The sequence below is a fragment of the bacterium genome, assembly GCA_020444325.1.
Taxonomy (GTDB): Bacteria; Bacteroidota; Ignavibacteria; order SZUA-365; family SZUA-365; genus BM516.
The window spans coordinates 533,119-557,958 of the sequence record JAHLLD010000001.1 but is presented as its reverse complement, the minus strand read 5'-3'; the positions used below and the strand labels follow the sequence as shown (position 1 = coordinate 557,958).

20 protein-coding genes and 1 tRNA gene are annotated in these 24,840 nt (G+C 57.8%); 17 read left to right on the top strand and 4 right to left on the bottom strand.

Annotated elements, in window-relative coordinates; translation table 11 throughout:
- The first annotated feature begins 79 nt into the window (after positions 1 to 79).
- Positions 80 to 3,022 (top strand): excinuclease ABC subunit UvrA, encoded by a 2,943-nt coding sequence (gene uvrA, locus KQI65_02285; protein MCB2203550.1) that lies wholly within the window; start codon positions 80 to 82, stop codon positions 3,020 to 3,022.
- Positions 3,023 to 3,100: 78 nt separating this feature from the next.
- On the opposite strand, the gene KQI65_02280 is transcribed toward uvrA, so the two are convergent.
- The 3 genes from KQI65_02280 to KQI65_02270 form a co-directional block, all read right to left on the bottom strand.
- Positions 3,101 to 3,757 carry a response regulator transcription factor gene (locus tag KQI65_02280; GenBank protein ID MCB2203549.1) on the bottom strand — a complete coding sequence of 219 codons (657 nt, stop codon included), beginning with the start codon at positions 3,755 to 3,757 and terminating at the stop codon, positions 3,101 to 3,103.
- Positions 3,741 to 5,051, bottom strand: coding sequence for a hypothetical protein (locus tag KQI65_02275; protein ID MCB2203548.1), 1,311 nt, complete (start codon positions 5,049 to 5,051; stop codon positions 3,741 to 3,743). The genes KQI65_02280 and KQI65_02275 overlap by 17 nt, the downstream gene beginning before the upstream one ends.
- A gap of 159 nt (positions 5,052 to 5,210) precedes the next feature.
- Positions 5,211 to 5,594: a response regulator gene (locus tag KQI65_02270; protein MCB2203547.1), complete on the bottom strand. Its 384-nt coding sequence runs from the start codon at positions 5,592 to 5,594 to the stop codon at positions 5,211 to 5,213.
- A 174-nt stretch (positions 5,595 to 5,768) separates the two neighbouring features.
- Here KQI65_02270 and ppc point away from each other — a divergent pair, with 174 nt between their 5' ends.
- From ppc to KQI65_02255, 3 genes are all read left to right on the top strand, one after another.
- Positions 5,769 to 8,540, top strand: coding sequence for a phosphoenolpyruvate carboxylase (ppc, locus tag KQI65_02265; GenBank protein MCB2203546.1), 2,772 nt, complete (start codon positions 5,769 to 5,771; stop codon positions 8,538 to 8,540).
- A gap of 87 nt (positions 8,541 to 8,627) precedes the next feature.
- Positions 8,628 to 9,674, top strand: a complete 1,047-nt coding sequence (locus KQI65_02260; GenBank protein ID MCB2203545.1) for a DUF2156 domain-containing protein — start codon at positions 8,628 to 8,630, stop codon at positions 9,672 to 9,674.
- Between the two features lie 91 nt (positions 9,675 to 9,765).
- The gene (locus KQI65_02255; protein ID MCB2203544.1) at positions 9,766 to 10,341 is read left to right on the top strand and encodes a hypothetical protein; all 576 of its coding nucleotides are present in this window, start codon (positions 9,766 to 9,768) and stop codon (positions 10,339 to 10,341) included.
- A gap of 79 nt (positions 10,342 to 10,420) precedes the next feature.
- Here the strand turns inward: KQI65_02255 and KQI65_02250 are convergent, their stop codons facing one another.
- The gene (locus KQI65_02250; protein MCB2203543.1) at positions 10,421 to 11,944 is read right to left on the bottom strand and encodes a right-handed parallel beta-helix repeat-containing protein; all 1,524 of its coding nucleotides are present in this window, start codon (positions 11,942 to 11,944) and stop codon (positions 10,421 to 10,423) included.
- Positions 11,945 to 12,071: 127 nt separating this feature from the next.
- Here KQI65_02250 and KQI65_02245 point away from each other — a divergent pair, with 127 nt between their 5' ends.
- From KQI65_02245 to lpxD, 13 genes are all read left to right on the top strand, one after another.
- Positions 12,072 to 12,287 carry a hypothetical protein gene (locus KQI65_02245; GenBank protein ID MCB2203542.1) on the top strand — a complete coding sequence of 72 codons (216 nt, stop codon included), beginning with the start codon at positions 12,072 to 12,074 and terminating at the stop codon, positions 12,285 to 12,287.
- A 95-nt stretch (positions 12,288 to 12,382) separates the two neighbouring features.
- Positions 12,383 to 13,129 carry a hypothetical protein gene (locus KQI65_02240; protein ID MCB2203541.1) on the top strand — a complete coding sequence of 249 codons (747 nt, stop codon included), beginning with the start codon at positions 12,383 to 12,385 and terminating at the stop codon, positions 13,127 to 13,129.
- Positions 13,129 to 14,097, top strand: a complete 969-nt coding sequence (locus KQI65_02235) for a hypothetical protein (GenBank protein ID MCB2203540.1) — start codon at positions 13,129 to 13,131, stop codon at positions 14,095 to 14,097. Before KQI65_02240 ends, KQI65_02235 begins: the two co-directional genes overlap by 1 nt.
- Positions 14,098 to 14,113: 16 nt before the next feature.
- Positions 14,114 to 14,986, top strand: coding sequence for a hypothetical protein (locus KQI65_02230; protein MCB2203539.1), 873 nt, complete (start codon positions 14,114 to 14,116; stop codon positions 14,984 to 14,986).
- A gap of 99 nt (positions 14,987 to 15,085) precedes the next feature.
- A complete protein-coding gene (locus KQI65_02225) occupies positions 15,086 to 16,984 on the top strand; it encodes a M1 family metallopeptidase (GenBank protein ID MCB2203538.1) in 1,899 nt (632 codons plus the stop codon).
- Between the two features lie 35 nt (positions 16,985 to 17,019).
- Positions 17,020 to 17,823, top strand: coding sequence for a DUF2807 domain-containing protein (locus KQI65_02220; GenBank protein ID MCB2203537.1), 804 nt, complete (start codon positions 17,020 to 17,022; stop codon positions 17,821 to 17,823).
- Positions 17,824 to 17,914: 91 nt separating this feature from the next.
- Positions 17,915 to 17,987 (top strand) — tRNA-Phe (locus tag KQI65_02215).
- A gap of 342 nt (positions 17,988 to 18,329) precedes the next feature.
- The gene (gene tpiA, locus KQI65_02210; protein MCB2203536.1) at positions 18,330 to 19,106 is read left to right on the top strand and encodes a triose-phosphate isomerase; all 777 of its coding nucleotides are present in this window, start codon (positions 18,330 to 18,332) and stop codon (positions 19,104 to 19,106) included.
- A gap of 109 nt (positions 19,107 to 19,215) precedes the next feature.
- Positions 19,216 to 20,079: an isoprenyl transferase gene (locus KQI65_02205; GenBank protein ID MCB2203535.1), complete on the top strand. Its 864-nt coding sequence runs from the start codon at positions 19,216 to 19,218 to the stop codon at positions 20,077 to 20,079.
- Between the two features lie 91 nt (positions 20,080 to 20,170).
- A complete protein-coding gene (gene bamA, locus KQI65_02200) occupies positions 20,171 to 22,441 on the top strand; it encodes an outer membrane protein assembly factor BamA (GenBank protein MCB2203534.1) in 2,271 nt (756 codons plus the stop codon).
- 57 nt (positions 22,442 to 22,498) lie between these two features.
- Positions 22,499 to 23,032 (top strand): OmpH family outer membrane protein, encoded by a 534-nt coding sequence (locus KQI65_02195; protein MCB2203533.1) that lies wholly within the window; start codon positions 22,499 to 22,501, stop codon positions 23,030 to 23,032.
- 24 nt (positions 23,033 to 23,056) lie between these two features.
- Positions 23,057 to 23,746 carry an OmpH family outer membrane protein gene (locus KQI65_02190; GenBank protein ID MCB2203532.1) on the top strand — a complete coding sequence of 230 codons (690 nt, stop codon included), beginning with the start codon at positions 23,057 to 23,059 and terminating at the stop codon, positions 23,744 to 23,746.
- Between the two features lie 15 nt (positions 23,747 to 23,761).
- On the top strand, positions 23,762 to 24,820 hold the full coding sequence (gene lpxD / locus KQI65_02185; protein MCB2203531.1) for a UDP-3-O-(3-hydroxymyristoyl)glucosamine N-acyltransferase: 1,059 nt from the start codon (positions 23,762 to 23,764) through the stop codon (positions 24,818 to 24,820).
- The last annotated feature ends 20 nt before the right edge of the window (positions 24,821 to 24,840 follow it).

Sequence of the window (24,840 nt, the reverse complement as noted above, 5' to 3'; positions counted from 1 at the left end):
TTTTGTGTTTGTGCAAAACGATTGTTTTCTCATTTTAGAAGATTGAAGTTACGTATCCGGTTATTCCAACCTGACATACATGCAGCACGATTTCATAACTGTCCGCGGAGCGCGGGAACATAATCTCAAGGATGTCGATGTCGACATCCCACGGAATCAGCTCGTGGTGATTACCGGACTGTCGGGCTCGGGGAAATCGAGCCTGGCGTTCGATACCATCTATGCGGAAGGACAGCGGCGTTACGTCGAATGTCTCTCTGCCTATGCCCGGCAGTTTCTCGGGAGCATGGAGCGTCCCGATGTGGATAACATTGAAGGACTCAGTCCGGCCATCTCCATCGAGCAGAAAACGGTCAGCCGCAATCCACGTTCCACCGTTGGCACGGTAACGGAGATTTATGACTATCTGCGTTTGTTGTATGCGCGGGCGGGTGTGCAGCATTGTCACAAGGACGGATCGCCCGTGCAGCGGCAGAGCCTCGACCAGATGGTCGACCGCATACTCAGTTATGAAAAAGGGACACGCCTGGTTATTCTCGCGCCCGTGGTTCGGGGACGCAAGGGACATTACCGCGAACTGTTCGAGGAAATCAGCAAGGACGGGTTCACCAAGGTGCGCGTCGACGGTGAGGTACGGGAAATAGAAGAAGGGATGAAAGTGGACCGCTATAAAATCCACAACATCGAAATTGTTGTGGATCGCCTGGTGGTTAATCCCGAAGCCCGGTCGAGGCTGAGCGACTCGCTCGAAATCGCACTCAAGTTCGGCGAGGGCGTCGTCATCGTCGACATGAACGGCGAAGATATTCTGATGAGCCGCAAGAACTCCTGTCCCGTCTGTGGCAGCAGCTATGAAGAGCCCGCACCGAACAGCTTCTCATTCAATTCCCCTTACGGGGCGTGTTCGACGTGTGACGGACTCGGACAGACGCGCGAGTTCGATCTCGATCTCATCATTCCGGATCCGGCCAAGACGTTGAATGAAGAGGGACTGGCGCCGCTCGGCAAGCCGAGGCGCACATGGTGGTGGGCGCAGATCGAAGCAGTGGCCGCGCGCTATGATTTCAATCTCGATACGCCGCTCTCTGATATCAGCGAAGAGGCGATGCAGACGCTGCTGCATGGCAGTGGCAAGGAAAAATACCGCATCGCATATACGCATCCCGACGGACGCGTATCGAATTACAATCACAGTATTGCAGGAGTGCTCAAAAGCCTCGAGCAGTATTACGAGAATACGACATCGAACGGCATCCGGGAATGGGCCGAATCGTTCATGAGCTCGAAAGCCTGTCCCAGCTGCAAAGGGGGACGCCTGCGGCCCGAGAGCCTGGCAGTGCTGATCGACAAACATTCGATACATGATGTCACCAGCATGTCGGTGAAGGATGCGCGGCAGCGCTTCGCAGACATCAAGCTCACTTCCCGGCAGAAGGAAATCGGCAACCAGATCATCAAAGAAATATCCTCCCGGCTTGAATTCCTTTCGAATGTCGGTCTCGACTACCTCCACCTCAACCGCTCCGCACGTTCGCTCTCCGGGGGCGAGGCGCAGCGCATACGCCTGGCGACACAGATCGGCACGCAGCTGGTCGGCGTGCTGTACATTCTCGACGAACCGTCTATCGGACTGCATCAGCGCGACAACTCGCGCCTTATCGATTCACTCAAGGCACTGCGCGATCTCGGCAACTCCGTCATCGTCGTCGAACATGACCGGGAGATGATCGAGAACGCCGATCACGTGATCGATCTCGGTCCCGCCGCCGGCGAGTACGGCGGGGAAGTCGTCGCAGAAGGCGAGATCGCCCAGATTCTCAAGAGCAGCGGCAGGGCCAACGGACGCGGAAAAACGAACGGCAATGGGTCCGCGAAAAACGGGAACGGCAGCGCGCGCAAATCGAACAGCGCAACAGAGAAGGAAATGCTCAAGGGACTCGCGCGTACCGGTTCGCTGACCGCAGCGTATCTCAACGGGAAGGAAGAAATCGCACTTCCGGAGACGCGAAGGGAAGGCAACGGCAATACGCTTCTGCTGCGTGGGGCGAAGGGACACAACTTGAAGGACCTTGATCTCAGTCTCCCGCTCGGGACGTTTACCTGTATCACGGGCGTCAGCGGCTCCGGCAAATCGAGCCTCATCAACGAGACCCTGTATCCGCTGCTGTCGCGGCACTTCTTCCGTTCCACGAAAGCGACGCTGCCGTATGTGGGAATTGACGGGCTCGAGCATATCGACAAGGTCATCGATATCGATCAGACACCCATCGGCAGAACACCGCGATCGAATCCGGCCACGTACACCGGTCTGTTCACCTTTATCCGCGATCTCTACACCAATCTTCCCGAGGCGAAAATCCGAGGCTACAATGCCGGCCGCTTCAGCTTCAATGTTGAGGGCGGACGCTGCGACGCCTGCAAGGGCGACGGCGTGCGGAAAATCGAGATGAACTTCCTTCCCGACGTTTACGTGCTCTGTGAGGTCTGCAGGGGCAAGCGCTACAACCGGGAAACCCTCGAGGTGCGTTACCACGGGAAATCAATTGCCGATGTGCTGGAGATGTCCGTCGCCGAGGCGCTGGATTTCTTCAGTGAAATCCCGCGCATCAAACGCAAGCTGCAGACACTGTTTGATGTCGGACTCGGCTACATCCGTCTCGGACAGCAGGCCACAACGCTGTCGGGCGGCGAGGCGCAGCGCGTCAAGCTCTCAACCGAACTGTCAAAAGTGGGGACGGGGAATACACTGTACATCCTCGATGAGCCGACAACCGGGCTGCATTTCGAGGACGTTCGTATGCTGCTCAACGTGCTGGATCAACTGGTGGAAAAGGGAAATACCGTCGTCGTGATCGAGCACAATCTCGACGTGATCAAAACGGCTGACTGGATTGTGGATCTTGGTCCAGAAGGTGGGGATGAAGGGGGATATATCGTTGCGGAGGGACCTCCGGAGAAGGTGGCCGAGGTCGATGCCAGCCATACCGGACGTTATCTCAAACACGAATTGGAACGCGGCTGACGCTCAGAGCGAATCCTTGTTCTGCAGCGCGTAGCGAAAGGTTGTTTCCTCAAGCAAGAACTGCAATGTGGGTGGAGATCAGAGCGAATCCTTGTTCTGCAGCGCGTAGCGAACCAGGGCGTACTGGCCGGACAGCCCGAGTTTCCCGATGATATTTGAACGGTGATGCTCGACGGTGCGTGGACTGATATGCAGTTCGTCCGCGATTTCCGCCGATGTCATTTCCGTTGCAATCATCGCGAGGATACGGCGCTCTGACGGGGTGAGCTTCAGGAGTCCGGCGCGTCCTTCGTTGTCACTGCGCAGGGGACTGTCGCGCATGACATGTCCGGTGAGTGAAGGACTGATGAAATACCCTTTGCGGGCAACCATTTCAATGCCCTGCACGATATCGTCGGCGGCACTGTCTTTCAGGATATATCCTTTCACCCCGAGATGCATTGCCCGTTCGAACAGCGCTTCGTCGTCGTACATGGTGAGGATGATCACACCGGGCGCCGTCACAGGTTTGAGTACCCGCTCACAGACATCGAGTCCGTTGAGCCGCGGCATGTCGATGTCGAGAACCGCCACTTCCGGTTTGTGCTTTTGAATCTGCTCCACTGCCGCTTCACCATCTCCTGCTTCACCAATGATTTGCAGGTGCTTCTCCGCTTCGATGACTTCCCGCAGACCTTTGCGGAAAAGCGGGTGATCATCCGCTATCACGATGCTGATCCTATTCTGTTGCGGCATGGACACTCTCCTTGTTCGATGCGCTCTGTTGAGGTTCAGGTATGGGGATGGTCAGCGACAGCGTACAGCCCTCTTCGAGTGCCGTGGTGACCTGGATATTGCCGTCGAGATAGACCGCGCGCTCTCGCATGCCCTGCAGACCGAAGCCGCCCACACCGTCACCGCCCTGTCCGCCGGCGTCTTCGAGCTGAAAGCCTTTGCCATTGTCACGGACCCTGCAGACGATCAGATCTGGTTGGCGGGTAATGGTGACCTCGAGTTCGGTGGCCTCCGCGTGCTTCACCACGTTGTTCACGCTCTCCTGGAGGATGCGGTACAGATCCATTTCCCGGGCCTTGCTGAAAATGCCGTCGATATTGGCAATTTCAAAAAACAGGTTCAGTCCCGTACTGTCGCGCACGGTTTTGAGCATGGATTCGAGTGTGGAAGTCAGTCCCAGTCTGTCGAGCTGGAAGGGACGCAGATTCCGGGAAATGCGCCTGATGTCCTGCAGCGACGAAGCCACCGCGGTGGTAATTTCATCGAGCTCGTAGTCATAGTTGCCTCCGCGGTCAATCTCGCGGCGTGCGAGCGTGATGCGGTTCTTGATTACCAGCAGATCCTGCCCGAGTCCGTCATGCAAATCTGCAGCGATGCGTTTCCTTTCCTGCTCCTGCGAATCGATGAGCTGACGCGTGAAGCGTTTTCGCGCTTCGTACTCGTCGCGCCGCTTTTCCGCTTCGAGTGTCGCAGCGCGGGCTTCGGCGATTTCCGCTTTCAGCTCTACGGCGCGGCGACGATCAAGCATGCGACGGAATATCAGGAAGCCGATGAGCAGCGTAATGCCAACGCTTGCGATGAGGACATAGCGAATAAGCGCTTCCCTCTCCAGCCGTTCCCGCGACAGCTGAGAAGTCTTCTGCTGAAGTTCCTGCGCCTGCAGATTCTTTACCTTTTCCCGGCGTCGCCAGCCTTCACTCACATCGAGCTGATAGGTCTTCATGTCCATGCGTCCCTCGAGCTGGGTCAGCGTATCGCGCAACGCATAAATCTCTTTCTGCCTCGTGGAAAGCTCCGTGGTCAGCGTCCGTTCCCGACTGATCAGCCCGTTCAGCTGTCTGATCGATGACCTGAGGATACGGATGGCGGCTTTCTCATTGCCGGCGTCCAGTGCCGCATCGGCACTGTCAAGCTGTGACGACAGCATTCTTGCATCGGATCCGTGCTGCCCCGGAAATGCGGGCGTGGCCGTAGCGGCATGGCTGCAGAGGAGCAGGACGATTACCCAGAAACTGAAACGCGGAAGGAGGAACATACAGACTGCTTTTCCTGACCGACAAGTGACTGTGCGTATGTGCGACGTTTCGTGGAGAAGTTCTCCGAAAACGTTGCAGGGAATGACAACGGGTAGCGAATTATAACCCTTTGCAGAAAAAGTATCCACCCCCAATCGTCCGGCAGTTGCGAACGGGGGTCAGTTCTTTCGGGGGCCTGCATCCGGTGGACCCGCTTCCTGAAGGAAGCGAATGTAGGAACGTAGATGCATGAGGTCGTTTTTTCCGTAGAAGCCCCGAATACCTGAACGCATCGCGGCCTGGCGATACGGAACTTCGTCAAAATCCGTCACCATGACGATGTGTGCTGTCGGTTCTATCTCAATGATTTTCTCCGCAGTCTCGAGTCCATCAATACCTGGCAGGAAATTGTCCATGATGACAAGATCCGGCTTCGATGAACGATATATTTTGTAGCCCTCCTCCCCGTTGCGCGCCTCCGCAATTTCCTCACAGTAATCCGTAAGGAGCTGGCGGAGGAGTTCGCGCATTCCGTCATTGTCTTCGATGATGAGGCAGCGCATACCGCCCTCCATACTGTTCGGGGGGGTTGTTCCTAATACAACACCTTCGCGCGTATTATGCAATAGGTGGTACTACCCTATTTTCTTCGTGCCGGAATTGCCGCTTCGCGCCGTTGTGCGGAACATCGGCAGTCCGCATCGTGTTGTGAAAACACACAACACAACGAGGTACGCATGGCGGAAATGCATAGCGACGTCCTGCCAGGGGACAAGGAAGCGCTGCTGCGCAGGGATATCCGGGAACTGGGCGCAATGCTCGGAGATGTGCTTTCAGAGCAGGAGGGAAGGGACTTTTTCGAAATTGTCGAGCTGATTCGCAGCCTGACCAAATCATACAGAACGGACGGCAGTCCCGAGACCGAGCGCAGTATCCGTGATATCGTCGAAGCACTGGATCTTGCCACAGCACATAAACTGATCCGCGCCTTCACCTTCTTTTTCGTCGTTGTCAACGCAGCCGATGAAATTCATCGCATCCGGCGTCAGCGTGTGCATGCTGCGGCATCGGACGACGCGCGTCCCGGATCCCTGCGCGAGGCCCTGGAAGATATGGCGCTTGAGGGATTGCAGGCCGGGGATCTGCATTCCGTCCTTTCCTCCATGCAGCTGCTTCCGGTGTTCACCGCGCATCCCACGGAAGCGACACGGCAGACGGTGCTGCGGAAAATTCTCCACATCGGCGAACTGCTGCTGCGGCGCGATACTACGCAGCTGACCGCAGAGGAACAGGAAGAACTGCGCCAGGATATCAAAACGGAGCTGACCATTCTCTGGCAGACCAACGCGATTCGCACGCAGAAAATGACGGTGCGCGATGAAGTGCGGCGGGGACTGTTCTATTTCCGCCACATTCTGTATGAGTCCATCCCGCCATTTTACCGCCGCCTGAACCATGACATAGCCGAGCTGTACGGCAGTGTGGAACCGGCACCCGTGCTGTTGCGCTTCGGGTCGTGGATCGGGGGCGACAGGGACGGACATCCCTATGTGACAACGGATATCACGCGCATGACCTTCGATCTGCATCGCAGACAGATTCTGCAGCTCTATATCGCGGATATGGACCGGCTGTTCAATACGCTCAGCAACTCGACGCGGCTCGTGCACGCCGATGAGGAACTGCTGGCTTCCTTCCGGTCCGACAAGGCTGCATTGAAGGGACAGATCACCGATGAAGATCTGCGCGATCAGTCTGAAATCTACCGCGTGAAAACCTACATGATCTGGCAGAAGCTGCGCAACACCCTCAACGAGGAGCAGCCGGGCTACGCCCATGCCGGAGAATTCGAAGGCGATCTGCTGCTCATGCACGACAGTCTGCTGCATCATGGCGGGGAAATGATCGCCTCGCGTCTGCTGCAGCCGCTGCTGTACAAGGTGAGGACGTTCGGCTTTCATCTCGCGGCACTGGACGTGCGGCAGAACTCGGAACTGATCGGCAATGCCGTGGCTGAGCTGATGGACAGGGCGGAGGTGTGTTCGAATCTCACGGAACTGGCGGAGGAGGATCGCAGCCTGCTGCTGACACGCGAACTGCTCAACAGTCGTCCCATCGTCGGACTCCGCCACGAACTCGAGGGCGAAACGCTGCAGGTGCTCGAAGAAATGGCAATCATTCTCGAGGGGAAAGAAACATTCGGTGAGGAAAGCTGTGGTGACTATATCATCAGTATGAGTACCGCCGCGAGCGATGTGCTCGAGGCCATGCTGCTCGCCCGCGAAGTGGGATTGATTGACGTGCGGCAGGGAGAACTGCGCAATTCGCGCATCGACATTCTGCCGCTGTTTGAAACAATCGACGATTTGCGTGGGGCTGCCGACGTCATGGCTTCCCTGTTCACCAATCCCGCCTATGCCCAGCATCTCGCCCTGCGTGGAAATGAACAGAAAATCATGCTGGGATATTCGGACAGCAATAAGGACGGTGGCATTGTCACCTCGAATTTCGAGCTGTACAAGGCACAGATTTCCCTCAAGAAGGTTTGCGATGCGCATGATGTGCATCTGACGATTTTCCATGGCCGCGGGGGCAGTGTCTCACGCGGCGGCGGTCCGCTGCATCAGGCGATTCTGGCGCAGCCATCAGGGACCGTCGACGGGAGTATCAAGATTACCGAACAGGGGGAGATGATTTCCGCCAAATATTCCATGCCGCAGATCGCCCTGCGAAGTCTGGAGCTGGCGGCGTCCGCCGTATTGCGCAGCACGGCGGAATGCAATTATCTGTCGCGCCGCAGCGAGAATCCGGAACACATCACCCTGTTTGAAAATATTTCACGGGATGCGATGCAGGCTTACCGCGCGCTGTTGGAGAACCCGGATTTCATTCCGTTCTTCCGCCAGGCCACACCGATCGACGTGATCGAACAAATCGAGATCGGCTCGCGTCCCCCGTCCCGCAAGAAAAGCGACGCCATCGACAACCTCCGCGCCATCCCCTGGGTATTCTCATGGACGCAGACCAGGAACATCCTCTCGGGCTGGTACGGCTTTGGTACTGCCATGCAGAACGCCGTGGAATCCGGCGCACTGAACTGGAAAAAGCTTGCTGCGTGGTATGAAGAGTGGTCGTTCTTCAAAGTCATGGTCAGCAACATCGAGATGACGCTGCTCAAAGCCGACATGGGGATTGCGGCCGAATACCTGCATCTCTGTGACGATGAACAGGCGGCAGAGGCGCTGTTCCATGACATCGAAGCGGAGTACCGGCGCAGCCGCGATGCGATCACACGCATTACCGGAGGCGACCTGCTCGAGGACAATCCTTCGCTGCAGCGCTCCATCATGCTGCGGAATCCCTATATTGATCCCATCAGCCACATACAGGTCATGCTGCTGAAACGCTTCCGGAGCAAATCCGTCAATCCGCAGCAGCGCCAGGCGATACTCGACGTCCTTCGCGCCTCGGTCAACGGCATTGCCGCCGGTATGCGCCGCACAGGTTGATTCACAGCACAGGCTGACGCGCCGCACAGGCCGACGCGCTGTATTCCTGTATGCGCTGATACTCGTACGCATCACAGAGCGGAAAGGATGATACCGTTTTCCCCGCACACGGCTACAATGGAGGTACAGCTCGCGCTCGACCTGGTTCTGCAATACGGGTGGAATGCGACGTCGTACCAGATACTCAATCCCGGTATCGAGCACTGGTTCAGCAGTGCAGGTGATGCCGTGGTCGGCTACGTGCGACATTACGGGGTGCGCATTGCGGCAGGTGCACCGGTGTGCGACACCGCGAGGCTGGCTGATGTCATCGACGAATTCGAGGCGGCAGGGAGCAGGCGCGTATGTTATTTCGGGGCCGAACAGCGCCTGATCGAAGCCCTGCCCTGCGGTCAGACGCATACATCCATCGTGCTCGGCGCACAGCCTGCCTGGAATCCGGCCGACTGGCCGCTGATGCTCGCTGAACACGCGTCCCTGCGCGCGCAGCTCAATCGCGCGCGCAACAAGGGTGTCGTGGTTGAGCGGTGGGACAATGAGCGCGCGACTGCACATCCCGCACTGCAGCGCTGCCTGGAGGAATGGCTGCAGACGAGGGGACTTCCACCCCTGCATTTCCTCATAGAGCCGCAGACACTGGAGAGGCTTTTCAACCGCATGATCTTCATTGCGCGCCTGGAGCAGCATGTCGTCGGCTTTCTCGTGGCATCGCCCATTCCCCAGCGCGGGGGCTGGCTGATCGAACAGAACGTGCGCGGCAGTGCAGCGCCGAATGGAACGGCGGAACTGCTTATCGATGCTGCCGTCAATGCCATGGCGGTGGAAGGCGCCAGGCATGTGACGCTCGGACTCTCACCGATTTCCCGGCACGCACGCGCGCGCGAGGAGCATAACCCCGTGTGGCTGCGCGCGGTGCTGTCGACCGTGCGCGCGTGGGGACGACGTTTCTACAATTTTGAGGGACTCGATAATTTCAAAGCCAAGTTCCACGCGCCGCGCTGGGAAACCGTATACGCGGTTTCCAATGAATCGTCAATGTCCATGCATACACTGTTCGCGACAGCCGCGGCATTCGCCGGAGAAAATCCGCTCAGGACTCTGCTCAAGGGACTCCGCCGCCAGCCTTCCGTGTGACGTATTCCCATTTCCCGTGTCCATTACCTGTACAAGCTGTTTCACATGCCATGCCGCGCAATCGCGTGCGGCCGGAAAACGGAGGTAAAGAATGCGGAAATGTCTCTTCCTTCCCGTCCTTCTGCTGTTATTGCTCCCCGCCTGCGACGATAACCCGTCCACCCCCGACACTCCCGATACATCGACGGATATCTACGCGGTGTATTCCGCGCTTATTGACTCCGTCTTCATTTATCCCGCCACGCAGATGGTGGTGATTCAGAACATGACCGATCCTTACGCATTCCCGCAGGGATCGGGCCGATCATTCATCAAGGTATCGCTCGGTGTCAGTGACACGCTTCTCAACGCCTATGATGAGGCAAATGCATCGGCGGGCGCGCTCGAGAGGAAATTCAGTATCGCGAAAGACTATGAGCTTATCGCGGACAGTACCTTCCAGCGGCTCACCGGCGGAGCGAACTGGGATCCGTTCTTCGCGGCGTATCCCGGAGCGCAGGGCTACCTGACACTGTCGGGCATTGGTTTTTCCGACGACGGGAATTCCGCGCTGGTCTACGCCTCGAACAGCTCCGGTGTACTGGCGGCGTGGGGCATCTGCGCGCTGGTCACGAAAGAAGCAACCGGATGGGAAGTAAAGAAGTACGTCGTGGTCTGGGTGACCTGATATCCTCAGTCACTTGATCGCCTGTGCGAGCAGACCTGCTGGATGAGCACACGTGCTGGACTAGAAGACCTGCTGCCTATTACTTCTGCAGAAGGAATGGCTGCACGCGGAGGCCGCCGGCGGATTCGACAATGAGGAAATACCAGCCGGCGGGACTGTTGTTCAGCGAAAGGGTTACTTCTTCGCTGCCTGCGGATTGCGCGTCAATCCACCGTTCCGTCTGCGGGACGCGTTTCCCCTGGATATCGTGAATTCGCAGCTGTCCGCCAGTGCGCATATCGCTGATGCGCACGTGCAGCTGTCCGTGAGACGGATTCGGCCATGTCGTGAGCTGGAAGGAGGCCGGGGGTGCGAGGGTACGCAGAGCATTTGTGGTGGTATCGGCTTCAATGGCGCCGATGGTCTGCGGATCGCGGAACAGGTGTCCATTGAAATCCAGCACATCCCGCGTCAGTCCCGAACCCGCACCGATCGCCGGTGATCCGGAGGCGGGAGTGAAATTCCCGCCACGCAGTGCGGGCGCCGTCAGCAGGGGATCCTGATTCAGTATCATGTGCATATCCGTTACCGGAGTATTGGGTCCCTGCCAGTTCTCGTCGTCCGCGTTGTACCAGAGGTTGTTCATGATAAGGAAAGTAAGGGGACGCGTGTTGGGACCGATATTGAAACTCGGCGCTGCAGCGGCGGCATCGATGTAGAACAGGTTGTTGCTCAGGATATTTTCTCCGCATTGCTGGAAGCGGCTGTCCGTGGTTTCCTGCAGAATGCGGACTGCCCATTTTTCCGGGAGGAACATGGTGTTGTTGACGACTTCACAGCGCACTGCGCCGACAAAGGCGACAGGGGCGATGGCCCCGGTGAAGATGTTTGCGATGACGGAAATTTCCTGTGCCTCGTAATCCGCATTCTGGGGACGGAAGTAGGGGAGTCCGGTCGACCCTCCGATATTGATCGCCCGCTGTCCCCCGCCCAGGAACAGGTTGCGCGTGATACTGATATAGCGCGTACCGCCCTTTGCCTGTATGCAATTCGACCCCGCGTTTTCGAAGCGGTTGCCCGCGAACTCCCCGTAGTGACAGCCGACCATGTCTATCATGCTGCCTCCTGCGGCGCCGTCACGGAAGCTGCAGTTGCGGACGGTAAAATTGTCCACCCCCGACATCTTGAGCTGATCGTTGTTGCCCGTGGCGCCGATGCCGAGCCAGTGACAGTTGTCGATGCTGATGTACATGCTCGGCGTATCGAAGCTGCCGCCGTCATCGATGTTGACACCGTTGCCCGTTTGTCCGTCAAACTGCAGGTTGGTGATACGCAGGTACGACACGTCGCTCAGCTGGAAAGCGTTGACGCCGCCCTCGATGAGCACGGTCTCGTTCGGTGCCCCCATGATGGTAATCGACTGCTGGGCGGTGCCATGAAGATCCGACACCGCAGCCCCGCCCGCATGCGTCCCTGCCGCGAACATGATGGTATCGCCCGGCTGCGCATCGGCGGCTGCGGATTCGAGTCCGCTGTATCCTCCGCTGCCGACGGTGAGCACACGTGCGGAGAGGAATTGAGTTGTGAGTAGCAGAAACAGGACGGTAAAGGAAAGACGAATCATAGGGACCTTTCTATCAGGGAAACATTCTTCTCTTGTCATGCGCGGCTCGCGGCAATATATTCATCTCCCCGCAATGAAGCCGCAGGGAGCGGCGAAAATGCAGCCACATCCAGTCAGGGAGATGGAAATGAGCAAGGAACCGTTCATTGAATTCATGGGCATGTACGACGACGAAGGGAATGAAGTTTCGCCGGAGAGTATTCCGCGTCCGGAATTATGCAGAAACTGCATACGCGATGAAGAAAAGGAGGGAATGCAGTCCGTGCTGTGCATGCTGGCGCGCTGCGGACACATGCTCGAAGGCGGGGAATTCACCTGTCACAGCTATGCGGCGAGGGACTGAAGCGGTGCGCTGAGGGACTGATTTCCCCTCCCGCGCTTGCCTTCAGTGACAAATTTCTCCATCTTTTTATCCTGCATTTCAAGTTGGAGGAACGAATGCGTTACGACCTGTCGACTTCGGTGCTGCGCGTGAGGGATCTCTACCGCATCGGCTATGACATCCTGCGAAGAAATGCGCAGCATATGCTGCTGATGTTCTTTGTGACCGTGCTGCCCGGCGCGGCGCTGAAAACGGGATTGGACGGCTACTTCGGCTTCGATCCGGTCACACTGGAAAACTTCCAGTACGGCATGCTGTCCACGCTGATCGCAATGCTCTTCACCATCGTGAATGCGATCTACCTGATGCGGCTGACGGCGGAAGACGTGCGTGAAAACCCGGTCCGTGTCGACGAGCTGTTCAAGGTGACCGTACGTTTGTACGTGCCCGTGGCGATTGCCTACCTGATCATTTTCCTGGGACTCATGCTCGGCCTCGTACTGTTCGTTCTTCCCGGCATTGTCTTCATGGTGTACATGGGATTTTTCGCGACGTTCATGGTCATCGACGGAGCGGGGGTTTTTGAATCCATGAGCAAAAGCGCCCGCCTCGTGCAGGGACATTTTTTCCACGTTGTCGGCATTTCACTTGCGATCTTTCTTCCATTCCTGATCGTGAGCATGATTCTGGAAACCATGGCTGTCACTCCTCTCGCACGCTTTCTCGTCATGCTCATCACCGAACCGATGAACTTCATCGTTCTCATCATGGGCACCGTGTTCTATATGAACGTGCGCATTCACTGGAAGGAAGTTCCACCCGAAGCGGAAGCCGCTCCTGTCACTGAAAGCAGGGAGGCATGATGGACGGAAGGGTAACACCGGTGCCTGCTGACACGCAGCCGCTCACGCTTCTTGAGGTCATTTCCTCTGCCGCATCCGCCTGGAAACGGCAGTGGCGCGGACTGCTGTGGCTCACGTTGCTCCTGCTGCTCCCATATGAAATTCTCGATTATTTCGTGAGCCTCATGCTCGGAAGAGATCCGAGACGCATGATCAATGTGCTGCTGATTTCAGCACAAACATTTTCCATTATACTCCCGCTCATCGCCTGGATAGGCATGATGCACCTGGTGGAGGCCACGGAGGAGGAAGAGCGCCTGTCGCTGCCGATGCTGGTCGAGCGCATTCTCATGCGGCTGGGGAAAGGCATGGCAATCATCGCGCTACTGATGTTCATCTTTCTCATGCTCTGGGGTGCGATTAACATGCTGGCGAGAGTGCTCGCAGTGACCTTGCACGGGACCGAGCTGACGGGTCCCCAGCCCGTGCTTTTCGTCTTCGGTCTGCTCGTTCTTCTCGCCGGTGGCTACGCCTTCGGCATGTCACCGCAGCTCGTGGTGCTCAGGCGCATGAGCATCGGACGCGCGATGGAACGCAGTCTTGCGCTGGCAAACCGTTACCGTCTGCGCACCGCGATCGCAACCATTCTGCTTTTCGTCTTCGCGGTTGGTGGATTGTTGGCTTCCCTCTTCACGAACCTCAGCATTCATGACATCATGATGGACTATATGCATCAGCGCCTGGAATTCTTTTCCATGTCACAGGCCATTCTGTACGGTATCCCCGAGGTTCTCTTTGGTGTACTCTCGCAGTTGTACCTGCTCGCGCTTGTTGCTCTCGCCACCGTTGTCGCGCTGAACATTTTCCGCATGGCGCCGGACCTGGAAGCGGGAGGCAGTGGGACAGACGACGCCGAATCCGCAAATGAGGCGGTCACAGTCAGTGCTTCTTCCGGTGGGACAGACCCTCTTCACACATCGCAATCCTGAATAATTTCGTGTTTTTATGATTTATTTCGTCATCCCGCTTATCATTCTCGTCGGCATACTCGCCTACTTTTACGTGCAGAACCACGCGATGCACAGCATGGTATGGAAGGAAGTGCGGCAGCTGGCGGGTGACAATCCACCCCTGAATGCGCAGGCTGAGCTGACAACGGAGGAGTCCGCCCGCATCGCTGCGGCAGAGGAGGCACTTCCCGAACCCGTGCGGCGTTATTTCGCACGCTGCATTGCCGAGGGACGCGATGATGCGGTGTTCGCGCGCCTGCGTCACGGCGGCAGCTTCCGCACGAAGCCGGATGCGGAATGGCTTTCGATCAGCGGGGAAGAATATTTCAATGCCGTGACGCCGGGCTTTGTTTGGATGGCCGTGGTGAAAGCGGGTCCCCTCGCCTGGGTGCGTGCGCGCGACAAGTACATCGGCGGGAAAGGCGAAATGCTCATCCGGCTGCGCGGTGCGCTGACACTGGGACTCGGCAGGGGCAGGGAAATGGACGAATCCTCCCTCATCCGTTACCTGTCCGAACTGCCCTGGCTGCCGACGGCATTTCGCGCCGTGGAAGGATTGCAGTGGGAGGCCATTGATGCGGATTCCGCAGCGGCGACCCTGACCGACAGTGGCATGACAGTGCGAGGAATATTTCACTTCAATGCAGACGGTGAAATTTCCCGCTTTGAAACGGGGGAACGATACAGGGAAATGAACGGCAGCTTTGTGCGCCTGCCGTGGATATGTGAATACCGGGACTACCGCGAAGTGGACGGCATGCGCATCCCGCATGACGCCGAAGTGAACTGGGTTGTGGATGATGAACCGTTTTCCTACGCCCGCTTTCAGCTCACGTCCATCGAGTATGACCTGCCCGCGCCATTCTGAGTTCGCGGCGGGACTGCAACAATTTTCCTCCTTTTCCGTTGTATGCTCATAGCGTCCCTTGCGAGGGACGTTCTGCTCTTTCCCCACTGCGAGGTGCGTATGACTACCTGGCGATACAGTCTTTTTCTTCTTCTCTTTCTTCCCATTGCGCTTTCGGCCCGCGGCGGCGGCGATGATCTGTACATGCCGCGCGAGGTGAAGCGCGCGTATGACCGGGGCACGCGTTCGCCGGACGGCATGCCGGGCGCACGCTACTGGCAGAACGCGGCGGATTATGACATGCGTGTGCGCATCAATCCTTCGCAGCGTCTGCTCACCGGCAGCGCAACGATCAGCTACCGCAACAACAGTCCCGACACCCTTGGCAGTCTCGTGCTCAAGCTTCATCAGAACATGAACCGCCGCGGTGCGGCGCGCCTGTTTCCCCTCGGTGAGCAGGCGGTGACCGAAGGCGTGCATATCGGGAAGCTGACGGTGGATGGCCAGGAAAGGAATTTTCTTCCCGATAACGGACAGGCGTCCATTTCGGGCGGCAACTGCATCGTGACCATGCCCGAGGCGCTGCCTCCGGGAGAGAGTACGGAAATCGACGTGGAGTGGAATTTCACCATCCCCGTCAACACCGGCGAGGGCGGGGGCAATCCCCGCATGGGCACGTATGAGAACGGCGCGATTTTCATCGCCTACTGGTTCCCGCGCGTGGCCGTGTACGACGACGTCTTCGGCTGGGATATGCACTCGTACAATGGCGAGCATGAATTTTACAACGATTACGGTTCCTATCGCGTCGCTATCGACGTGCCCGAGCGTTACGGCGTCTGGGCGACGGGAATGCTGCAGAACGCAGACGACGTGCTGCGCGAGCCGGCGCTGAGCCGCTACCGAATGGCGCTGGAAAGCGACAGCGTGGTGCGCATCGTCAATGAAGCGGAGGCGCAGGGACAGTCCCCCTACATCGCCGAAGACGGACGCTGCACCTGGGAATTTGCGGGCGAGCAACTGCCCGATTTCGCGTTCGGTATGGCGCGCGGGTATTGCTGGGACGGTACGGGTGCCCGTGTCGGAAGGAGCCGTGTGTTTGTCGACGCCGCCTATGATCCGCAGTCAAAATCCTTTGCCACGGCAGTTGAGGAAGGAAGTGTGACCGTGCGGATGATGTCCGCCGCGCGTCCCGGCATCCCCTTCCCCTACCCCGGCATCACCGTCTTCAACGGACACTACGGCATGGAATTCCCGATGATCGTCAACGACGGGGAATTCCCCAATCGCATACTCAACGTGTACGTGCACTCGCATGAAATCGCGCACAGCTATTTCCCCTTCATGGTGGGCATCAACGAAACGCGCTATGCATGGATGGATGAAGGTATGGCCTATTTCCTGCCGATCGACGTGCAGAAACGGCTGTCCAATTACGACCACATGATACGCGCGGCCCGTGCGTATGAGCGTTTCGCAGGGACGGAGAAGGATTACCCGCTGTGGATTCCATCAACTGCGTCCGAGGGAGACGATCTGCAGGTCATCGGTTATCTCAAGCCCGCTATTGGATTCGCCGTGCTGCGTGAAATGCTCGGGGAGGAGCGTTTCGACGAAGCGCTGAAGGTGTTCATTGGGCGATGGACCGCCAAGCATCCCCTGCCATGGGATTTCTTCAATACCTTCAACACCGTTGCCGCGGAAAATCTCAACTGGTTCTGGAGCGGATGGTTTCTCGAGCCCGGATACCCGGATCTCGCCATCGCTTCGGTGGAGAATGAAGGTTCGCTTTCCACCGTCACCGTCCGTCGTGTGGGAAGCATGCCCGTTCCCGTGCATCTGAAGATCACGATGCAGGGAGGCGAAAGCAGGGATGTGGTCAAAAGCGCGGAGGTGTGGAAGGACGGAGCAGAGGAGATGCGTTTTCGCATCGATCACGATGTACCGATTACGGAAGTGCATCTCGGTGGTGGATGGATACCCGACAGCCATCCGCAGGACAATGCATGGAAACCGTAAGCGATGAAATCAACTATGAGCGACGAGGATAAATCATGAGAATCGCGACAATATGTATTGTGCTGCTTGCGGCGCTGACGATGACCGCCTGCAATGCGATGGACAATGACACCCTGTTCTGGGGAGAAGGCGTATCGGGCTCCGGCAACACGGCAAAGGATGTGCGCACATTTTCCGCGCTGCATGGCGTGCGCCTTTCCACCATCGGCGACCTGCGCGTGGAGGTGGGCGACAGGAATCAGCTCACCATCGAGGCCGACGACAATCTGCTCAAGTATTTCGCAACGTCCGTCGACGACGGCATCCTGCGCATCAAGGTGGAAGACGGCGTGAGCATGCGCACGCACAGCGCCGTGCGTTTTCATCTCGTGACGACTTCGCTCGACTACCTCTCAACCAGCAGTTCCGGCGACATCGTCGCCAAGGATTTGAAAGAGAAGGAAGTGCATATCTCAGCGAGCAGCAGCGGCGACATCACCGTGCGCGACATTGACGGCAAGCGTGTGCATCTCTCCACCAGCAGTTCCGGCGACTTGCGCATCGCCAACCTGATGGCGCAGGAGCTGGAAGTGAGTCTCAGCAGTTCGGGTGACGTGACCATTCGGGAAGGCAGCGCCGAGCGGCAGGAGGTGCGCATCAGCAGCAGTGGTGATTACGACGCTGTCGGACTCCGCACGCAGCGCGCCACCATCAAGACCAGCAGCAGCGGCGACGCCAAAGTCTGGGTCATCGACAAGCTCCGCGCATCCACCAGCAGCAGCGGCTCCATCCACTTCCGCGGCGGACCCGACGTCGAAGCCCACAGCAGCAGCTCCGGCGACATCGAGCCCCTGCGCTGACAGCGAGTCCCTTCGCCGACACCCTGCGCTGAAAAGCGTGAATTACTTGACTTTTCAAAGCGGACCGTCGTATATTTGATACTCTGTCAACGGACAGGTAGCTCAGTTGGTAGAGCAATGGACTGAAAATCCATGTGTCGGCGGTTCAATTCCGTCCCTGTCCACCCCCGGCCCCCCGTGCATACGTGGGGGCTTTCTTTTTCCGGTCTGCGGAGTCTGTTCGCCCGGCGGTTCTTGGCTCCGCTTCGCTCCGCCGTTCTTGCGAACGCGTTGCGTTCGCGTTCTTATCCCGCTGCGCGGGATGGTATTGCTTCGCGATCTGTTCCGCTCCATGCCTCGGATAAAACCGCGCCGCGCAGCGGCGCAACACCTCACCGCGCAGCGGTGAAACACCGCGACGCGATAGCGTCGCAACCACGCGGCCCCATCGCATTGACCTGCGAAATGGAGCTGACATCCGTATATTATCATACACCAAGCTTCTGTATCAATAACGAGGGCCGCATATGAGACCGTACGTCGTAGCCGGAAACTGGAAAATGAATACAACGCCGGGACAGGCGAAGGCGCTGGCGGAGGCAATTGGAAAAGAATACCCGGCTCCCGAGATCGAAGGTTTTGGCGTGATCCTCTGTCCCCCCTTCCCGATGCTGGCCGAGGTGCTGGAAGCGGTGGCGGGTTCGCTCGTGACCGTCGGTGCACAGAACATGCATGAGCAGGATTTCGGTGCGTTCACCGGCGAGGTGTCGGCTCCGATGCTCAACAGCCTTGGCTGCTCGCATGTCATTCTCGGACACTCGGAGCGCCGACAGTATTTCGCGGAAAGCGACGAACTGATCAATGCGAAGGCCAAGCAGGCTTTTGCGCATTTGATCACTCCCATCGTATGCGTGGGAGAGACCCTGGCGCATCGCGAGACTGGAGCGACGAATGATGTGATCGAGAAGCAGGTGCGCGGAGTGCTTGAAGGACTCGATGCACTGCAGATCCGTGATATGATACTGGCATACGAGCCGGTTTGGGCAATTGGTACGGGAAAAACGGCGACGCCGGAACAGGCGGAGGAAGTACACGTCTATATACGGAAGCTTGTCGCGGAATTGTACGACGAGGAAACCGCGGATGCCCTGGTGATACAGTACGGGGGTTCGGTAAAAGCGGATAATGCAGCGGAATTGTTCGCACAACCCAATGTCGATGGCGGACTCATCGGCGGTGCGAGCCTCAAGGCAGAGGACTTCCTGGCCATCATCGCGGCGGCAAAATCCCGCGCATCGGCCTGATTTATTGGACCGGAACGTGTAACCCCTTGAAAAGGCTGGCGGTTACAAGAAACCGGGGACGTTTCCTTACCTTGACTTTGGAAGCGTAAACTTCTAAGTTAGTTGATCTTTGTTCGTAAGTGACCCAGCGAGGTTAGGTTTGGCGAATACAGGCAGGAAAACGGACATCAACGCGGAGATCGATGCGTTGAAATCCGATGGGACGATCCCCGGGCACATTGCCATCATTATGGATGGAAATGGCCGCTGGGCGAAGTCGCATGGCAAAAACCGGGTCTTCGGACACCGGGAAGGCGTGCGCTCCGTCCGTGAGATCGTCGAATCCGCTGCCCGTCTCGACGTCAAGTACCTGACGCTGTACACCTTCTCGACGGAAAACTGGAAACGCCCGAAAGACGAAGTGTCGACCCTCATGCGTCTGCTCGTCAGTTCATTGCGTTCGGAACTTGATAATCTGCATCGCAACAACGTGCGCTTCATGATGATCGGCGAGATTTCACGTCTCCCCGGTGAGGCACAGAAAGAAGTGAAGCGTGCCATGGAACTGACATCGGCGAATACCGGACTCACGCTGAACCTCGCGCTCAGCTACAGCGGCCGCTGGGATATCGTGCGTGCCGTGCGCAAGCTCGCGCTCGAGGCCCGCAGCGGAAAAATCTCGCCAGAGGACATTGACGACAAGCTTCTTTCTTCCTATCTCTCCACCGCAGCGCTTCCCGATCCCGATCTCCTCATCCGCACCAGCGGTGAGCTGCGGCTGAGTAATTTCCTCCTATGGGAACTCGCATACACTGAACTCTATATAAGCGATTGCTACTGGCCGGAATTCCGTACTCACGAACTCTGCGAAGCCATACGGTCTTTCCAGCAGCGCGAGCGGCGCTTTGGAAAGGTCAGCGAGCAAGTCCAGGGGAAAACCAGCCGCCGCAAATCGGTAAAAGAAGATCTCATTAATGCAATTACGAGTCTGTAAAAACCTCATCCTTCCGGTACTGCTTCTTCTCGTGTTTGCCGGGGGGCACAGCTACGCCCAGCAAACACCGAGACAGCAGGCCTACAAAATCCTGGGGATTTCTGTCGAGGGCAACACCACGGCGGATGCTTCCACGGTTATCCTGACGTCGGGACTGCGAAACGGCGATGAAATCGTCGTTCCCGGCGACGCCACCACGAACGCCATATCCAAACTCTGGGATATGCGCATGTTCAGCGATGTGCAGTTGCTGATCGACCGGCAGGTCGGCGATGGCATCTACCTGAAAATCGTGGTGAAGGAATTGCCCCGCCTCGATCATATCACCGTCACGGGAAATGATGAATTCAGTACTGAAGACATCGAAGCCAAGATCGGACTGATCAAGGGACAGATTCTGCGTCCCGTGGACTTCAACCGCATCACCCGCAAGCTCACCGATTCCTACGAGGAAGAGGGCTACATGCTCGCCAAGGTGCAGCTGGAAGCCGATGTGACCAATCCCCGCGACAACCGGGCCGAACTCAAGGTGACCATCGATGAAGGTCCGGAAGTGGACGTTTCCTCGATCAGCTTCAGCGGCAACACCGCCTTCGACGACGGTGACCTGCGCGGCGCAATGGATGAGACGGCGGAAAGCAGCTGGTGGCGTTTCTGGCGCAGTTCGCATTTCGACCGGGATAATTACCGGAAGGACAAGGATCTCGTGCTCGAGAAATACCGCGAAGAGGGCTATCTCGACGCAGAGATCACGGGCGATTCGATCTGGTACAGCGATGACCGCACCGAGATGCACATCAACATCGCCATCGACGAGGGTGAGCGCAGCTACCTGCGCAACATTGTCTGGAAGGGCAACACGGTGTATCCCGACTCTCTGCTCACCGCCCGCCTCGGTTTCGAGAAAGGCGACGTGTTCAACGCGCCGCTGTTCGAAATGAACCTCCGCGGCAATCCGGATCAGACCGACGTCGGCTCGCTGTATCTCGACAATGGCTACCTGCGTTTCTTTGCGCAGGACGAGCGCATTCGCGTCGCCGAAGACAGCGTCGATGTCGAGATCAACGTGATAGAGAACAACAAGTCGCGCATCGGACATGTGTACATCCGCGGCAACAACAAGACGCATGACAAGGTCATCCGCCGTGTGCTCTACACCTGGCCCGGTGATTACTTCAGCCGTTCGGCCATCATCCGCAGTATTCGCGAGCTGGCAACGCTGAACTATTTCAATCCCGAAACCATACGTCCCGAACCCTCCATGGTCAACGATTCGACCGTGGACATCATCTATAATGTAGAAGAACGTTCGAGCGATACCTTCAACGCTTCGGTCGGCTACAGCGGCACCTTCGGCGCAACGGGCGCGTTCGGACTGACCTTCAACAACTTCAATATTGCCGAGCCCTTCCGCGGCGGTGCCGGACAGGTGCTGAATTTCCAGTGGCAGTTCGGTGAGGCCTCGCGTTTCCGCATCTTCTCGCTTTCCTTCACCGAACCCTGGTTCATGGACACTCCCACCTCGGTCGGCTTCTCGCTGTACGACGAGCGGCAGCAGTATGCATTCGACATGCGCCGCACGGGTGCATCGTTCAACCTGGGACGCCGTTTCCGCTGGCCTGATGATTTCGCCCGCGGCGACTGGTTCATCCGCTACCAGGAACTGGATGTGAAAGACGGCGGCAGTTTCTACGACACCGGTAATTACACGCAGGTCAGTCTCACCCAGGTGCTTTCGCGCAACTCGCTCGACAGTCCGATCTTCCCCAGCGCGGGTTCGCGCGTGGCGTTGACCTCGGAAATCAGCGGCGGTTTCCTGCCCGGCTCGGTGAACTACCACAAGCATCAGCTCGAATTCAAGTGGTTCACGCCGCTGATGCGCATCGGCGATCAGAACCGTCTCACGCTGTATACCGGCACCGAATACGGCATGGTGAAAGGCTTCACCAGCGACCCGTACATTCCGCCCATCGAGTATTTCTTCATGGGTGGTAACGGACTGCAGTATCAGACCATGCCGCTGCGCGGATATGAGGACCGGAGTATCGGTCCCCGCGTGCAGGGACTGATCACCGGCGGTACGCTTTACTCGCATTACGTGGCGGAGCTGCGTTTCGCGCTGACGCTCAATCCCATGCCGCTGTATATCCTCGGCTTTGCCGAAGCGGGTAATGTGTGGCTCGACGAGCGCTACCTCGATCCTTTCGATCTCAAGCGCAGTGCCGGTTTCGGTGCGCGTCTGCTGATCCAGGGTGTGGGACTGATCGGGTTTGACTACGGATACGGCTTTGACGACGTGGAACCGCTGGATGGAGAAGCCGACGGCTGGCATTTCCATTTCCAATTCGGACGCGGTTTTTAATATATTTGCTTAATACGGCAACGATATCTTGATAATTCTCATATTGCAGAGGTCATTGTGAAACGCATGCAACTCATCTTGACGGCGGCACTTCTTGTCTTTCTCGGCATGACGGCCGGCGCCCAGAATCTCAAACTCGGATACGTGGATTCCCAGAAGATCTTCGAGGGACTCCCTGAGGCGCAGGCAGCGCAGAAAAAACTCGATGCACAGCTCGCGGTGTGGCAGGACAGCCTCGAAACCATGAGCCGCGCATTCCAGTCCGAGGTCGAAACCTACCAGGCGCAGCAGGGCATGATGGCCGACGCAAAGAAGGAAGAGACGCTGCAGCGCCTCACCCGCATGGAGCAGGAAATCCGCGAATACCGTACGAAGAAATTCGGTCAGACCGGTGAAGCCGCCCAGATGCGTCAGAACGTTCTGGGTCCCCTGCAGGAAAAAGTGCTCGAAGCCATCCAGGCCGTGGCCAAGGAAGAAGGACTCTCCTTCGTGTTCGACAAGATCGAAGACGCGACCATCGTGCTGTACGCACAGGAGAAATACGATTACACGTTCAAAGTGCTCGACATGCTGAAACGGGGCTCCAAGTAATTCGTTGTATAAGTGAGGAAACCCATGAACAGGTACACGCTTTCTCTCGCCATATTTCTGTTGAGCCTGGTCGGACTAACGTCCGCGCATGCGCAGCAGAGCATCGCTTATGTAGATATCGCCGCGATCATGAAGGAACTGCCCGAGGCCCAGGAAGCCCAGCGCATGCTCGACGCCACCGTCGACAAGTGGCAGAAAGAGCTGCGCGAAATGGAAGACGATTGGCAGGCGAAGTTCAACGACTATGACAAGCGCAAACTGATTCTCACCGAACAGGGCCGCGCACGCGCAGAGAAGGAATTGCAGGAACTCGACGCCCGCATCATGGATTACCGTGATCAGAAATTCGGGCAGGATGGAGAGCTGTTCAAGGAAGAAGACCGCCTCATGCGTCCCATCCAGGACCTCGTCTTCAGCCAGGTCGAACAGCTTGCGAAAGAGCTCGGCTACGACTACGTGGTCGACAAGAGCGGCGGCGTGATGATCATTTACGCCAATCCAGAGAACGATCTCACCATGCAGACCATCGAGCGCGTCAAGAGCTTCCTTCCCGCGCGCGATGCGCCCGGCGCCACCACGCAGGGCGGCGGTGGTATCGGTGGTGGCGGCACCGGAACGCAGCCTACCGAAACCCGTCAGCCCACCGGTACACCCGACGACATGCGTTCGGGACAGGACGGCAGCGTGCCGCCCGATGCCGATCGTCCCCGTTGATAATCCAGGAACACCGTGGCACGCACACTGCAGGACATTGCAAGCTTACTCGGCGCGGATCCCGAAGGGGATCCGCAGCTTGAGCTGCACAGCCTCGCTCCCATCGAGGTTGCGGGTGCGGGACACCTGACCTTCCTCGCCAACAAGAAATACGAAAAATACCTGACGACCACGAAGGCATCCGCCGTCATCGTCGGCCGCAACACCGCGGTCGCGCGTGACGATCTTGCCGTACTGCGCATGGACGATCCCTACTTCGGTTTCGTTACCGCGCTGCGTCTGTTTTTCCCCACCCGCCGCTATGCGGCGGAAGGCGTGCATGAAAGCGCGGTCGTACATCCCTCCGCCGAAATCGGTGAGGATGTCACCATCAGCGCACATGCCTGCATCGGCGCGGATGTGCGCATCGGCAGCAGAACCGTCATCGCGGAAGGCGTGGTCATTCGCGACCGCTGCGAGATCGGGGAAGACAGTCTCATCTATCCGAACGTCACCCTGCTCGACCGCTGCACGGTGGGCAATCGCGTGACCATACACGCAGGCACCACCATCGGCAGTGACGGTTTCGGTTTTGCTCCCCACGAGGGACGCTACGAGAAAATTCCGCAGGTCGGCTTCGTGCAGATAGAAGACGACGTCGAAATCGGCGCCAACTGCGCCATCGATCGTGGCACACTGGGTCCGACCATCATCCGCCGCGGCGCCAAGCTTGACAACCTCATCCAGATCGCACACAACGTGGAAGTGGGTGAGAATTCCGTCGTCGCCGCACAGGCCGGGATATCCGGCAGCACCATACTCGGCAGCAATGTGATTATTGCCGGACAGGTGGGACTCGTCGGTCACATCGAAATCGGCGACCGGGTGACCGTGGGCGCGCAGGCCGGGGTGTCGAAAGACCTGGCAGGCGAGGGAAAGATGTTCCGCGGTTCGCCCGCGCGTGAAATTCATGAAGAACTGCGGCTGGAAGCGGCGATGCGGCATCTGCCGGATCTCATCCGCACCGTGCGCAAGCAGGAAGCGCGCATCGCTGAACTCGAAGCCGCCCTGCAGCAGGAAGAATCCGGTCACTGAACCGGAGCAAAGAGAAAGGA